Source organism: Micromonospora sp. KC721, from assembly GCF_004348355.1.
Classification (GTDB): domain Bacteria; phylum Actinomycetota; class Actinomycetes; order Mycobacteriales; family Micromonosporaceae; genus Micromonospora.
This window is the reverse complement of the sequence record NZ_SMJY01000044.1, coordinates 20,961-34,360: the sequence shown is the minus strand read 5'-3', so window position 1 is coordinate 34,360 and position 13,400 is coordinate 20,961. Positions and strand designations below refer to the sequence as shown.

At 72.8% G+C, this 13,400-nt stretch carries 12 protein-coding genes; 8 read left to right on the top strand and 4 right to left on the bottom strand.

The window, feature by feature from the left end; all coding sequences use genetic code 11:
- From E1182_RS10885 to E1182_RS10875, 3 genes are all read left to right on the top strand, one after another.
- The coding region (locus E1182_RS10885; RefSeq protein ID WP_132263658.1) for a D-alanyl-D-alanine carboxypeptidase family protein at nucleotides 1-1,086 on the top strand (1,086 nt) is incomplete at its 5' end.
- Between the two features lie 107 nt (nucleotides 1,087-1,193).
- Complete coding sequence (locus tag E1182_RS10880) at nucleotides 1,194-2,441, top strand: D-alanyl-D-alanine carboxypeptidase family protein (RefSeq protein ID WP_132263655.1); 1,248 nt, start codon at nucleotides 1,194-1,196, stop codon at nucleotides 2,439-2,441.
- Nucleotides 2,438-3,220 (top strand): M15 family metallopeptidase, encoded by a 783-nt coding sequence (locus E1182_RS10875; protein ID WP_132263653.1) that lies wholly within the window; start codon nucleotides 2,438-2,440, stop codon nucleotides 3,218-3,220. The genes E1182_RS10880 and E1182_RS10875 overlap by 4 nt, the downstream gene beginning before the upstream one ends.
- On the opposite strand, the gene E1182_RS10870 is transcribed toward E1182_RS10875, so the two are convergent.
- Nucleotides 3,175-4,029: an alpha/beta hydrolase family protein gene (locus E1182_RS10870; RefSeq protein ID WP_132263651.1), complete on the bottom strand. Its 855-nt coding sequence runs from the start codon at nucleotides 4,027-4,029 to the stop codon at nucleotides 3,175-3,177. The two genes, E1182_RS10875 and E1182_RS10870, sit on opposite strands and share 46 nt — an antisense overlap.
- A gap of 491 nt (nucleotides 4,030-4,520) precedes the next feature.
- Between E1182_RS10870 and E1182_RS10865 the strand changes: the two genes are divergently transcribed.
- The 3 genes from E1182_RS10865 to E1182_RS10855 all read left to right on the top strand — a co-directional run bounded on the left by E1182_RS10865 (nucleotide 4,521) and on the right by E1182_RS10855 (nucleotide 8,193).
- Complete coding sequence (locus tag E1182_RS10865) at nucleotides 4,521-5,720, top strand: RtcB family protein (RefSeq protein ID WP_132263649.1); 1,200 nt, start codon at nucleotides 4,521-4,523, stop codon at nucleotides 5,718-5,720.
- 204 nt (nucleotides 5,721-5,924) lie between these two features.
- On the top strand, nucleotides 5,925-7,658 hold the full coding sequence (locus tag E1182_RS10860; RefSeq protein ID WP_132263647.1) for a M28 family metallopeptidase: 1,734 nt from the start codon (nucleotides 5,925-5,927) through the stop codon (nucleotides 7,656-7,658).
- Nucleotides 7,659-7,779: 121 nt separating this feature from the next.
- Complete coding sequence (locus E1182_RS10855; RefSeq protein ID WP_132263645.1) at nucleotides 7,780-8,193, top strand: type II toxin-antitoxin system Phd/YefM family antitoxin; 414 nt, start codon at nucleotides 7,780-7,782, stop codon at nucleotides 8,191-8,193.
- A gap of 69 nt (nucleotides 8,194-8,262) precedes the next feature.
- Here E1182_RS10855 and E1182_RS10850 read toward each other — a convergent pair whose 3' ends face one another.
- The 3 genes from E1182_RS10850 to smpB all read right to left on the bottom strand — a co-directional run bounded on the left by E1182_RS10850 (nucleotide 8,263) and on the right by smpB (nucleotide 10,619).
- The gene (locus E1182_RS10850; RefSeq protein WP_132263643.1) at nucleotides 8,263-9,222 is read right to left on the bottom strand and encodes a sensor histidine kinase; all 960 of its coding nucleotides are present in this window, start codon (nucleotides 9,220-9,222) and stop codon (nucleotides 8,263-8,265) included.
- A complete protein-coding gene (locus E1182_RS10845; protein ID WP_132263641.1) occupies nucleotides 9,219-10,034 on the bottom strand; it encodes an MEDS domain-containing protein in 816 nt (271 codons plus the stop codon). Before E1182_RS10845 ends, E1182_RS10850 begins: the two co-directional genes overlap by 4 nt.
- A gap of 102 nt (nucleotides 10,035-10,136) precedes the next feature.
- Nucleotides 10,137-10,619, bottom strand: coding sequence for an SsrA-binding protein SmpB (gene smpB / locus E1182_RS10840; protein WP_132263639.1), 483 nt, complete (start codon nucleotides 10,617-10,619; stop codon nucleotides 10,137-10,139).
- A gap of 92 nt (nucleotides 10,620-10,711) precedes the next feature.
- Between smpB and E1182_RS10835 the strand changes: the two genes are divergently transcribed.
- Nucleotides 10,712-11,371 carry a class I SAM-dependent methyltransferase gene (locus tag E1182_RS10835; RefSeq protein WP_132263637.1) on the top strand — a complete coding sequence of 220 codons (660 nt, stop codon included), beginning with the start codon at nucleotides 10,712-10,714 and terminating at the stop codon, nucleotides 11,369-11,371.
- An 89-nt stretch (nucleotides 11,372-11,460) separates the two neighbouring features.
- Nucleotides 11,461-13,347, top strand: a complete 1,887-nt coding sequence (htpG, locus tag E1182_RS10830) for a molecular chaperone HtpG (RefSeq protein WP_305792124.1) — start codon at nucleotides 11,461-11,463, stop codon at nucleotides 13,345-13,347.
- Nucleotides 13,348-13,400: the final 53 nt, after the last annotated feature.

Below are 13,400 nucleotides of genomic sequence, written 5' to 3'. Positions count from 1 at the left end.
CCGCCACCGGCCTCGCCCGAGCAGCGGGCGGTGGGCGGCGCCGCGCTCGCCACCGCCGGCCTGGTCATTCCACCCGGTGCGGCGACGCCGCCGCCGGTCACGGCGACCTCCTGGCTGGTCGCGGACCTGGACACCGGCGCGGTGCTGGGCGGCTGCGGCCCGCACGAGTACGCCACCCCGGCGAGCGTGCAGAAGCTGCTGCTGGCCGCCACCATGCTGCCGAAACTCGACCCGAAGCAGGTCGCCACCGCCGTCCGTGCCGACCTGGACATCGAGCCGGGCAGTTCGGCGGTCGGCCTGCTGGCCGGTGGCCGGTATGCGGTGGAGACGCTCTGGCTGGGGCTGCTGCTGCAGTCGGGCAACGACACGGCGAACATGCTCGCCCGGCTGGGCGCCGGCAGCGCGCAGGCCGGGGTGGCGCAGATGAACGCCGAGGCCCGCCGGCTCGGTGCCGTGCAGACCCGCGCGGTGACGCCCTCCGGGCTGGACGGTCCGGGCCAGTTCACCAGCGCGTACGATCTGGCGCTGATCGCCCGGGTGTGCTTCGCCGACCCCACCTTCCGCCGGTACGCGCTGACCGAGCGCACCCAGATCCCGGCCCAGCCGGCGCTGAAGAAGCCCGGTTTCCAGATCCAGAACGAGAACGATCTGATCTACCGGTACCCGGGTGCGCTCGGCGGCAAGACCGGCTTCACCGACCTGGCCCGGCACACCTACGTCGGGGCGGCCGAGCGGGGCGGCCGGCGGCTCGTGGTGACGCTGCTCGGTGCCGAACGCCGACCGCTGCCCGGGTGGGAGCAGGGCGCGCGCCTGCTCGACTGGGGCTTCTCGCTGCCCCGGGACGCCTCGGTCGGTCGGCTCGTGCGGCCGGGGGAGGTCACTGCGCAGGGTACGCCCGTGAACACTCCCGCACCTGCCCGGCCGCTCGCCGCCCGCCCGGTCGGCCCGCCCGCCGGCGGTGCCCCGGATTGGCTCGGCGGGGCGGTGGTCGGTGGCGGCGCCGCGCTGGTCGGGCTCGCCGCCGCCGCGGTGGCCGCCGCCCGTCGTCGCCGTCGCCCGCGTCGCCGCCGCGCCACCTGGACCTGAGCCGCACGCCGGGCTACCCCGTCCGGCGGGGCGGGACGCCCCGCCCGCCGCTCCCGGTGGCCGCGAACCGGCCCGGGAACGGCCTCGGGTGACTACGCTCCGAACAGGTGAGGACCTCGGTTCGTGCCGTCGCCGTGACCGTCGCCGTGCTGGCCTCCTCCGTCGGCGTGCCCGTCGTCGGAACGACGCCGTCGACCACCGGGCTGTGTCCGCCCGTACCGTCGGTGTCTCGGCCACCGCGGCCGGTCCCACCCCGGCCGGAGCCCGCGTACCCCGCCGTGGCCGGGGCGGCGCTGGCCACGCCCGGGCTGGTCTCGCCGGCCGGCGCACCGGCTCCGCCCCCGGTGGCCGCCACGTCGTGGCTGGTCGCGGACCTGGACAGCGGCACGGTGCTGGGTGGCTGCGGCCCGCACGAGTACGCCACCCCGGCGAGCGTGCAGAAGCTGCTGCTCGCCGCTACGGTGCTGCCGAAACTCGACCCGCACCAGGTCGTCACCGTCACCGCCGCCGACCTGGACATCGAGCCGGGCAGTTCGATCGCCGGCCTGGCCGAGGGCGGCCGGTACCCGGTGGAGACGCTGTGGCTGGGGCTGCTGCTGAAGTCCGGCAACGAGGCCGCCAACGCCCTCGCCCGTCTCGGCGGCGGACCTGACGGGCTGCCCGGCGGCCTCCGCGCCATGAACGCGCACGCCCGGCACCTGGGCGCACTGCGGACCCACGCGGCGAACCCCTCCGGACTGGACGCCCCCGGTCAGTTCACCACCGCCTACGACCTGGCCCTGATCGCCCGTGCCTGCTTCGCCGACCCCACCTTCCGCCGCTACGACGCCACCTTGCGCGCCGTGGTCCCGGCGCAGCCGGCACTGGGAAAGCAGGCGTTCGAGATCCAGAACGACAACCAGCTGCTGTACGGGTATCCGGGCGCGTTCGGCGGCAAGACCGGCTTCACCGACCTGGCCCGGCACACCTACGTCGGCGCGGCCGAACGTGGTGGCCGCCGCCTGGTGGCCACCGTGCTCGGCGCGGAGGTGACCGGGCAGCGGGCCTGGCAGCAGGGCGCGGCGCTGCTGGACTGGGGGTTCGCGCTGCCCCGCGACGCCTCGGTCGGCCGGCTGGTTCGCCCCGGCGAACTGACCGGCCCAGCCCTGTCGGGGGCACCAGGGCCGCAGCCCGCGCTGTCGCCGTCGGTGACCCCGCCCGCGTTGGCGGCGGCCGGGGGACCGGTCGACCGGGCCGGCCACCGGTGGGCCCGCCCCGGCCCGCTGCTCGGCGTGGCACTGGTCGTGGCCCTGGCGGCAGCCGGTGTCGTACTGCTCGCCTGGCGTCGCCGGCATGCCGCCGGGCGGCGACGGTGACCACCCGCCGACGACGGTGGGGGCTGCTGACCGCCGCGGTCGCCCTCGTCTGCGCCGCCGGCTGCCAACGGCCACCCGCACCGGCCGATGTCGTGCTGCTGTCCGAGGTCGATCCGAGCATCACCACCGACATCCGGTACGCCACCGGCCACAACTTCCTCGGCCGGCCCGTCGACGGCTACCAGCAACCGGTCTGCCTGCTCACCCGGTCGGCCGCCGAGGCGCTGAGCCGGGTCCAGGCCACCACCCGCGGGTACGGGTACGGCCTGCGGGTGTACGACTGCTACCGCCCGCGGCGGGCCGTCGATGACTTCGTCCGTTGGGCAAAAGATCCCACCGACCAGCGGATGAAGGCCGAGTTCTACCCCCGGGTGGCCAAGGACCGGCTCTTCGCCGACGGGTACCTCGGTGCGCCCACCTCACACAGCCGGGGCAGCACCGTCGACCTCACCCTGCAACCGCTGCCCGTACCGCCCGGGGCGAGCCGTCCGCCGGGGCAGCCGCTGGTGGCCTGCACCGCGCCCGCCGACCGCCGGTTCGCCGACGGCAGCGTGGACATGGGTACCGGCTTCGACTGTTTCGATGCCCTCGCGCACACCGACGACCCGCGGATCACCGGCGTCGCCCGGCAGCACCGCCAGTTGTTGAGACGGCTGATGACAGAGCAGGGATTCGTCAACTACGACCGAGAATGGTGGCACTACCGACTCGTCGACGAGCCGTACCCCGACACCTACTTCGACTTCCCGGTGGCGGCGTCCGCGCTGCCGCCCCGGTAGTCGCCGGCCCGGCTCCGCGGGCCGGACTCAGGGGGTCCGCCGTCGGTGCGGGCACGCAGCGGCAGCCAGGACAGCACGTCCTGGATCTTCGCGTCCCAGTACGCCCAGTCGTGGTCGCCGGGGGAGAAGTCGACGGTGAGAGGCACCCCCCGCTCCCGCGCCGCCTCGACGAACGTCAGATTGTCCTCATGCAGGAAATCCTCGGTGCCGCAGGCCACGTAGAGCGCCGGTGTGTCCGGCCCGGCGCTGCGCACCAGGGCCACCGTGTCGTCGTCGCCGTCGGCCACCGCCCGGTCGCCCCACACGGTGTGCCACACCCGGGCATCCGGCGGACGGGTCGGGTGATTGCGCCGATGGGCGACGTTGAGGGCCCCGGAGAGGCTGGCGGCGGCGGCGAACCGGTCCGGGTGACGCAGCGCCCACTTCACCGCCCCGTAGCCGCCCATCGACAGGCCGGCGACGAAGGTGTCCTCCCGACGGTCGGACAGCCGGAACAACGACCGGCACACCCGGGGCAGTTCGTCGGTGAGGAACGTCCAGAACCGGTTGCCGTGCTCCTCGTCGGTGTAGAAGCTCCGCTCGGCGCGCGGCATCACGACGGCCAGGCCCAGGGGCTGCGCGTACCGCTCGATCGAGGTCCGGCGTAGCCAACCGGTCTCGTCGTCGGTGAGGCCGTGCAGCAGGTACAACACGGGCGGGTCCCGGTCGGCCGGTCGGCTCGGGGACGTGGCGGGCTCGGGCAGGATCACCTGCATCGAGGTGTCGAGGCCGAGCGCCGCGGAGGAGAAGTCGCAGCGGACCAGTGCCATGGTCGGTCACCGTACCGCCTCGCGGTGCGGCGCGGTGGCCGCTGCGCGAGGACGACCGCCCATCGTGGTACGGCGATTATCCGTTGCGACTGCCGGGTGGTCCGCCTACGGTCGACGACGCACCAGCACGCCGAAGATCTCCGGGAGCCCACCGTGCCGCAGCTGATCAGCACCCACCCGACACGGCTGTGGCCCTGCGGTGGTGCCACGCTGCCGGCCGGCGAACCAGACCGAGGCCAGTGTGGTCGGCGACCAGGGCGGCGACGCGGATAGCGCACGCGTCGCCGACACGGCCGCCCACCCCACCCGGGACCGGGCGGCTTTCTCGTTTCCGGGCCTCGCCGACGGCTTCGGCCGCACACCGGCGGGAACCCACCCTCCGCACACCCCGACGCCGGCCCCGGCACCCACCGGAGCGGATACCGCCCGCGCGAACGCGGGTCGGCCGGCCGCACCCGCCTGGGCGGGACACGACGACCAAGGAGACGACCATGGCATTCACCCCGTTGCCGGGCACCCGGGCACCGGTACGCGTCTGGACCGACCCGCACAGCATCGAGCCGCAGGCGGCCCGGCAGCTGCGCAACATCGGCGCGCTGCCCTGGGTGCACGGTGTCGCCGTCATGCCCGACGTGCACTACGGCAAGGGCGCCACGGTCGGTTCCGTCATCGCCATGCGTCAGGCCGTGTCCCCGGCCGCCGTCGGCGTGGACATCGGCTGTGGGATGAGCGCGGTGCGTACCTCGCTGACCGCCGCCGACCTGCCCGACAGCCTCTCCGCGCTGCGTTCGGCGATCGAGGCGACCATCCCGGTCGGTTTCCAGCAGCGCGCCGACGCCGTCGACCCGCGTCGGGTGCCGGGCCTGGAGCAGGCCGGCTGGGTGGAGTTCTGGCGGCGCTTCGGCGAGCTGGACCGCCGGGTGGCCCAGCTGGAGACCCGGGCCCAGCGGCAGCTGGGCACCCTCGGTGGCGGCAACCACTTCATCGAGGTCTGCCTGGAGCAGGGCGGTCCGGACGCCGGGCAGGTGTGGCTGATGCTGCACTCCGGTTCCCGCAACATCGGCAAGGAGTTGGCCGAGCGGCACATCGGGGTGGCCCGGGGGCTGCCGCACAACGCCGACCTGCCCGACCGCGACCTGGCGGTTTTCCTCGCCGGCACGCCGGAGATGGCCGCGTACCGTCGGGACCTGTGGTGGGCGCAGGAGTACGCCCGGCGCAACCGCGCGGTCATGCTGGCCCTGCTCTGCGCCGTGCGGCGGGACCACTTCCCGCAGGTCAGCTACGGCGAGCCGATCTCGTGTCACCACAACTACGTGGCGGAGGAGAGCTACGACGGCGTGGACCTGCTGGTCACCCGCAAGGGGGCGATCCGCGCCGGGCGGGGGGACCTGGGCATCATCCCGGGATCGATGGGCACCGGCTCGTACATCGTGCGGGGGCGGGGCAACCCGGACGCGTACTGCTCGGCATCGCACGGCGCGGGACGGCGGATGTCGCGTGCGCAGGCGAAGCGGACGTACGGCATCGAGGATCTGCGGCGGCAGACCGAGGGGGTGGAGTGCCGCAAGGACGCCGGGGTGGTCGACGAGATCCCCGGCGCGTACAAGGACATCACCCGCGTGATGGCCCAGCAGGACGATCTGGTCGAGGTGGTGGCGCACCTCAAGCAGGTGGTCTGCGTGAAGGGTTGAGCCGGCCGGCGCCGAGAAGGTGCCGGCCGTTGCCGTCGCCCCGGCGGCCCGGACGTGTGACGCCGTCCGGCCGATTGACCATGTGATTGATACATGTCAGTGTCTCAATCACCGGTGTGGCCGCCGCGACCTCACCCCCGGGTCGCGGGCGTCCCGCACCCCGGATCGGGGCCGGTCACGCCCCGGCGGCCATGAGGAGCCCACATGAGATTGAGAACGTCGACGACCGGACTCGCCGTGGCCGTGCTCGCCGCGGTGACGATGACGCTGGCCGCGCCACCGGCCACCGCCATCCGGCCGACCGCCGCCCCGGTGGCCGCACTGGCGGCGCCGGACATCTCGGTGGCGAACGTCCAGGCCCACGTGAGCCGGTTCCACACCATCGCCACCGGCAACGGCGGCAACCGCCGGGCCGGCTCGGCCGGCTACACCGCCTCGGTCGCCTACGTGAGGTCCGCGCTTGAGGCGGCCGGTTACACCGTCACCGAGCAGACCTGCACGACCTGTGTGTACCGGTCGAACAACCTCCTCGCCGAGTGGCCGCACGGCCCTGCCGACCAGGTCGTCATGTTCGGGGCGCACCTCGACGGCGTCGCCGCCGGCCCCGGCGTCAACGACAACGGCTCCGGCTCCGCTGCCCTGTTGGAGAACGCGCTGGTGCTGGCCCAGCAGAACCCGACCATGACCAAACGGGTCCGGTTCGCCTGGTGGACCGACGAGGAGCAGGGCCTCAACGGCTCCGAGTTCTATGTCAACTCGCTCACCGCCACCCAGCGCGGTCACATCAAGGGCTACTACAACTTCGACATGGTCGCCTCGACCAACGGCGGCTACTTCATCAACCGGCTCACCTCCACCACCGCGGCACCGCTGAAGGCGTACTGGGACTCGCTGGGGCTGCAGCCGGAGGAGAACGTCGAGGGACAGGGCCGCTCGGACGACTACTCCTTCCAGCAGGCCGGCATTCCCACCTCCGGGTACGCCACCGGCGCCAGCGCCCGCAAGACCAGCGCCCAGGCCGCCAAGTGGGGCGGCACCGCCAACGCCTCCTACGATCCCTGCTACCACCGTTCCTGCGACACGATCAGCAACATCAGCTCCACCCACCTCGACCGCAGCGCCGACGGGGTGGCCTACGCCCTCTGGCAGCTCGCGGTCGGCACCGGCAACCCGACCGACGACTTCTCCGTCACGGTGAGCCCGACCTCCGGCACCGTCGCCCGCGGCGCGTCCGCCACCGCCACCGTCCGCACCGCCACCACCGGCGGCAGCGCCCAGACCGTGACCCTGTCGGCCTCCGGCGCGCCTGCCGGCGTCACCGTGTCGTTCAGCCCCGCGTCGGTCACCTCCGGTGGCTCCGCCACGATGACCGTGACCGCCTCGCCGACGGCCACCGCCGGCGCCTTCACCGTCACGGTCACCGGCACCGGCTCGGTGAGTCGGACGGCCACCTACCGCCTCACCGTCACCGACGGCGGGAACTGCGCCGGTGGTCAGGTGGTCGGCAACACCAGTTTCGAGTCCGGCACCGCGCCGTGGACCGCCACCTCCGGCGTGATCACCAACTCGGCCGGACAGCCGGCGCGCACCGGGTCCTACAAGGCGTGGCTGGGCGGGGACGGCAGAACCCGCACCGAGACCCTGTCGCAGTCGTTGACGGTCCCGGCCGGCTGCACGACGTACACCCTCGCCTTCCACCTGCACATCGACACGGCCGAGACCACCACGCGCACCGCGTACGACAAGCTGACCGTGCAGCTCGGCACCACCACCCTGGCGACCTACTCCAACCTCGACGCCGCCAGCGGCTACCTGCTGCGCTCGTTCGACGCGGCGTCGTACGCCGGTCAGACCGTCACGCTGAGGTTCACCGGCACCGAGGACGCGTCCCTGCAGACCAGTTTCGTCATCGACGACGTGACCCTGCAGGCGAGCTGATCCACCCCGGGGGCGGGGTGGGGCACCGCCCACCCCGCCCCCGGCATCGCGTCCACCTGCGTCACCGGCCCCGCAGAACCTGATGGTGGTAAATGTCGTACCCGGGCCGCAACATGGAGTCATGGCTGCCCCCGCGCTGACCCACCACAGTGGTCGACCCCGATCCATGCCGCTGCGCGAGCTGCGCACCCGGCTGACCCAGGTGATCGCCATGGCCGAACTGACGGACACGGTCACCCTGGTCACCCGCGACGGCGACCCCCGCCCGCTCGCCGCGGTCGTGCCGGCCGCCGCGGCGCGGTCCGCCGCCCAGGCCCGTGCCGACGACGAGCGGCTCGCCGCCGTCACCGCGGGCTGGGCCCGTCGACTGGAGGAGACCCATCGGCAGGGTGCCCGCCGGCACGCCGCCGAGCTGCGCGCGGTCACCGACGCCCTCGCCGAGGTCTGGGCGGAGCTGGACCGGCGCGTCCCGCCCGGCACCGACGCGACCGTCGACCGGCTGCGCGCCGCCCACCGGCACCTGTCCCGCGGCTGACCCCCGCCGTGCCGTCCAGCGGCTCCGCAGGTTGCGGCATTCCGGGTGTTGCGACGTCGTGTGCCGCCGTCAGGTGGCGTTCGGGTCGCCGGTGGTCAACCGCAGCGTGAAGCCGTCCGGGCCGCGCTGCATCGCCACATGGTCGCAGGACTGGTAGGTGATCCAGAGCCCCAGGCCACCGCAGACGACATTTCGTGCCGGCAGCAGCCCGGCGTACGGATCGGTCGGCCCCGTGCCGGCGTCACCGACCGTCACCACCACCCGTCCGTCGCCGGCCCAGAGCCGGAACCGCACCGGCGGTCGACCGTGCCGCAGCGCGTTGGTCACCGCCTCGCTCACCGCCACGGACAGGTCGTCCACCTCGTCGGCGCCCACGTGGTCGGTGGCCACCGCGTGCACCACCGCGCGGGCCTGCGCCGGGGTCGGGTCGACCAGCTCGACCAGCGGCACGCCGCGTTGCAACGGGTCGGGCGCGACCGGGCGCGGCTCCCGCAGGTAGACCTCGGGTGCGGTGTAGACCTCGTTGGGCAGGTGCCGGCCGTCCGGCGTGGCGGTCCGCGGATGCGTACGGACCACGTCGGTCAGGACCTCCGGCGGGGTGCTCCGGGTGTCGTACAGGCACATGCTCCACAACGGGAAGTCGTCGTAGGCGTGGTTGATCGCCGACTCGTACCGACTCCACCAGTCCCAGGAACGGCCGAACGCGACCGGGGGCAGTTCGCCGACGATCCGGATCTGCGTCGCGCCGGCAGCGACCTGGTCGGCCAGCAGTTGCCGGTAGGAGCGGATCGCGGCGGAGGGCCGGGCGTAGACGTCACCGCCGTCGAGGAAGGTCACCCCGGAGCGAGGCGGCAGCGCCGAGCGCAGCAGGGCGGTGTGGCGTTCACCGAAGGAGACCATCGTCGGCTCGCCCGCCGCGACCCCGTCGAGCAGGAAGGGCACCACGACGGCGAGCAGATGCTCCGGCGAGTCGTAGAGGACGGCCTCGTGGAAGTAGCCGGTATGGCCGGCGGCGGCTCCGGTCCTCATCCGGTCACCTCCACCCGTATCCCGGAGAGCCCGAGCAGGGCGACGAGCCTGGCCGCCGGGGTCAACGGGGTGCGCAGCACCACCGCGCCGTGGCGGCTTTGCGCGTGCCGGTGCAGGTGCAGCAGGCTGCGGTGGTCGATGAAGCGCAGCCCCTCGGCGTGCAGCACCAACTCGTCCGGGTCGTGGTCGGCACGCCGCAGCGCGGTGGCGAACACGTCGTGGTTGGACGTGTCCAGCTCGCCGTCGAGGACCAGGCCGCCGTCACCGGCGTACAGGTGGAACAGGCTGGTGCCCGGGTCGGACGTGGGGTGCAGACAGGCCAGTTCCTCGACCGCCGCTTCGTCGAGCCGGCTGCGGTCGTAGCCGCACACCGCGGACATCGGCCGGGCACGCAGGAACCGGTCGACCAGGTGCTCGTAGCGGGCGAACCCGTCGCGCCGCACCGGATCGAGGACCAGGGGGGTGGCGTCCGCGGCGACCCGCCAGCCGGCGTGCCCGTCGGCGATCGCGGCCTCGATCATGGCGGTGTAGGACGCCAGTTGGGCGTCGGTGTCCAGGACGCCCGCGCCGTACATGTCGTCGATCGAGCAGATCTCGGCCGCGCCGGTGCGCAGGGCGTCGCGCAGCCGGGGCGCGCCGCGCCACCGTTCCACCACCACCGGCACCGGCTCGCCGGTGACGTAGCGGACACGGTCACCGGCGGCCAGACCGGCGAGCAGGTACTCCCGCGCCCGTGCCTCGAAGCTGGCCGGATCGTCGTACGCCCAGCAGACGTGACCGCAGGGCCGCTGTGCCGTCGTCCCGTCGGTCACGTCGACCACCTCATCCGGGCAGTGTATGCCCAGCCTGGCCGGCGGACCGTGGGACGTCGCCGCGCACGGTCGTCGGTCAGCTCGCCGCGTCGAGACGGATGCTCAGACGGGCCGGCGGCCCTTGAGGCGGCGGCCCAACTCGCGGGCGATTTCCCGGTTGGCGTCGCGCTCGGCCAGCGCCTGCCGCTTGTCGTACGACCGGTTGCCCCGCGCCAGGGCCAGCTCGACCTTGGCCCAGCCGTTGCTGAAGTACATCGACAACGGCACCAACGTCACGCCGCCGTCGCGCAGCCGCTCCAGGATCCGCGCGATCTCCACCCGGTGCAGCAGCAGCTTGCGGGTCCGCCGCGGCTGGTGGTTGGTCCAGGTGCCGAACCCGTACTCGGCGATGTGCAGGCCGTAGAGCATGATCTCGCCGTCGCGTTCCTGGGCGAACGCGTCGACCAGCGACACCCGGCCCTCGCGCAGCGACTTCACCTCGGTGCCGGCCAGCACGATCCCCGCCTCGTAGGTCTTGAGGACGGTGTAGTCGTGCCGCGCCTTCTTGTTGGAGGCGACGAGCGTCCGCCCGGTCTCCCTGGCCACGACGACCTCCCGAACTGCCTGCGAGCACCTGCCTCGACGAACCCTATCCGCCGGGACGCCACCCTGCCCGGGCACCGGTAGGGTCGGCGATCGTGACCGAGCCCAGCTTCCTGACCCGCACCCGCGCCGCGTACGACACCATGGCGGTGCGGTACACCGAGTTCACCCGTGACGAGTTGGCCGCCCGGCCGCTGGAGCGGGCCTTGCTCGCCGCCTTCGCGGAGCTGGTCGGCGCCGACGGCGGCGGTAGGGTCCTCGACGTCGGCTGCGGCAACGGGCGCGTCGCCCGGCACCTGCGTGACCTCGGCCTCGACGTCGAGGGCGTCGACCTCTCACCCGGCATGATCACCGAGGCCCGCCGGCTCCACCCCGACCTGCGCTTCACCGTCGGGTCGATGCTCGCGCTCGACGTGCCCGACGCCACGCTCACCGGGCTGCTCGCCTGGTACTCGGTCATCCACGTGCCCGACGATCTGTTGCCCGCCGTCTTCACCGAGTTCCACCGGGTGCTCGCCCCCGGTGGGCACCTGCTGCTCGGCTTCCAGGTCGGCGACGAGCACGTGCACCGTACCGATGCCTGGGGTGACCCGGTCGACGTGGTCTTCCACCGGCGTCGCCCGGACGACGTGGCGCAGCTGTTGGCGGCGGCCGGGCTGACCACGCACGCCCGGCTGCACCGCGAGCCGCAACCGTGGCCCGGCGGCGTCGAGCCCACCGCGCAGGCGTTCCTGTTGGCTCGCCGGCCGATGTGACGACCGGGCGTCACCGGACGGCCACGCGGCTCGTATCCTTTGCCCGGATCCCGGGGTGGGACCGCGACAACCGGATGAGGAGGTTTGGTGTGAGCAGCCGGACCGAGACGTTGGAGTTCCAGGCCGAGACGCGTCAGCTGTTGCAGTTGATGGTGCACTCCATCTACTCGCACAAGGATGTCTTCCTGCGCGAACTCGTCTCCAACGCCTCCGACGCGCTGGACAAGCTGCGGCTGGAGTCGATGGTCGACAAGGATCTCGAGGTCGACACCTCGGACCTGCACATCGAGATCGCCACCGACGAGCAGGCCCGGACGCTGACCGTACGGGACAACGGCATCGGCATGTCGCGCGAGGACGTCGTGTCGCTGATCGGCACCATCGCCCGTTCCGGCACCGCGGAGCTGCTGCGCAAGCTCAAGGAGTCGAAGGAGGCCGGCAACCAGGACCTCATCGGGCAGTTCGGGGTCGGTTTCTACGCCACCTTCATGGTCGCCGAGAAGGTCACCCTGCTCACCCGCCGCGCCGGCCAGACCGAGGGCACCCGCTGGGAGTCCACCGGCGAGGGCACGTACGTGATCGAGACGGTGGACGACGCCCCGCAGGGCACCTCGGTCACCGTGCACCTCAAGCCGGTCGACAGCGAGGACAACCTGCACGACTACACCGACCACGGCCGGATCCGCGAGATCGTCAAGCGGTACTCCGACTTCATCGCCTGGCCGATTCGACTGGTCACCGCCGACGCCGAGCCGGTGACCCTCAACTCGATGAAGGCGCTGTGGGCCCGGCCCCGTGACGAGGTCGCCGAGGAGGAGTACCGCGACTTCTACCGGCACGTCAGCCACGACTGGGCTGACCCGCTGGAGACCATCCACATGCGTGGCGAGGGGGTCTTCGAGTACGAGGCGTTGCTGTTCATCCCGTCGCACGCCCCGTTCGACCTCTACCGGGCCGACGGCCGCCGGGGTGTGCAGCTCTACGTCAAGCGTGTCTTCGTGATGGACGACTGTGCCGCACTCATCCCGGACTACCTGCGTTTCGTCAAGGGCGTCGTGGACGCGCACGACCTGTCGCTCAACATCTCCCGGGAGATCCTCCAGCAGGACCGGCAGATCCAGATCGTGCGTCGCCGGCTGGTCCGCAAGGTGCTCACCACCCTCAAGGAGATGCGCACCGCGGACGCCGAGCGTTACCGGACCTTCTGGTCGCAGTTCGGTCGGGTGCTCAAGGAGGGCCTGCTGGAGGATCCGGACAACAGCGAGGCGATCCTCGAGCTGCTCTGCGTGGAGTCCACCCACGACGCCACCGAGCCCACCACCCTGCACGACTACGTGGCCCGGATGAAGGAGGGCCAGACCGAGATCTACTACGTCACCGGCGAGCACCGGGCGACCCTGGAGAACTCCCCGCACCTGGAGGCGTTCCGGGCCAGGGGCTACGAGGTGCTGCTGCTCACCGACCCGGTCGACGAGGTCTGGGTGGACCGGGTCGGCCAGTTCGACGGCCGGTCGCTGCGCTCGGTCGCCAAGGGACAGGTCGACCTGGACACCGAGCAGGAGCGCAAGGAGGCCGAGACCGAAAGGGAACAGCAGGCCAAGGAGTACGCCGACCTGCTCGCGTTCCTCCGCGACACGCTCTCCGACACGGTCAAGGAGGTCCGCCTCTCCGCCCGGCTGACCACCTCGCCGGCCTGCCTCGTCGGCGACGCGCACGACCTCACCCCCACGCTGGAGAAGATGTACCGCGCGATGGGCCAGGAGGTGCCGATCGTCCGGCGGGTCCTGGAGCTGAACCCGGCGCATCCGCTGGTCACCGGGCTGCGCGCCGCCCACCAGCGGGACGCCGCCGATCCGGGGTTGGCCGAGACCGCCGAGCTGCTGTACGGGATGGCGCTGCTCGCCGAGGGCGGCGACCTGACCGACCCGGCCCGCTTCGCCCGGGTGCTCGCCGACCGGCTGACCCGTACCCTCTGAGGCCACCTGTCGCTGCGGGCCCGGGACGGATCCCGTCCCGGGCCCGCGTGGCC

What these genes read in the sequence shown, in the direction of transcription:
- E1182_RS10865 (WP_132263649.1), top strand. Translation starts at nt 4,521, where the DNA reads ATGGCATTCACCCCGTTGCCGGGCACCCGGGCACCGGTACGCGTCTGG.
- E1182_RS10855 (WP_132263645.1), top strand. Translation starts at nt 7,780, where the DNA reads ATGGCTGCCCCCGCGCTGACCCACCACAGTGGTCGACCCCGATCCATG.
- E1182_RS10870 (WP_132263651.1), bottom strand. Translation starts at nt 4,029, where the DNA reads ATGGCACTGGTCCGCTGCGACTTCTCCTCCGCGGCGCTCGGCCTCGAC.
- E1182_RS10860 (WP_132263647.1), top strand. Translation starts at nt 5,925, where the DNA reads ATGAGATTGAGAACGTCGACGACCGGACTCGCCGTGGCCGTGCTCGCC.
- E1182_RS10850 (WP_132263643.1), bottom strand. Translation starts at nt 9,222, where the DNA reads ATGAGGACCGGAGCCGCCGCCGGCCATACCGGCTACTTCCACGAGGCC.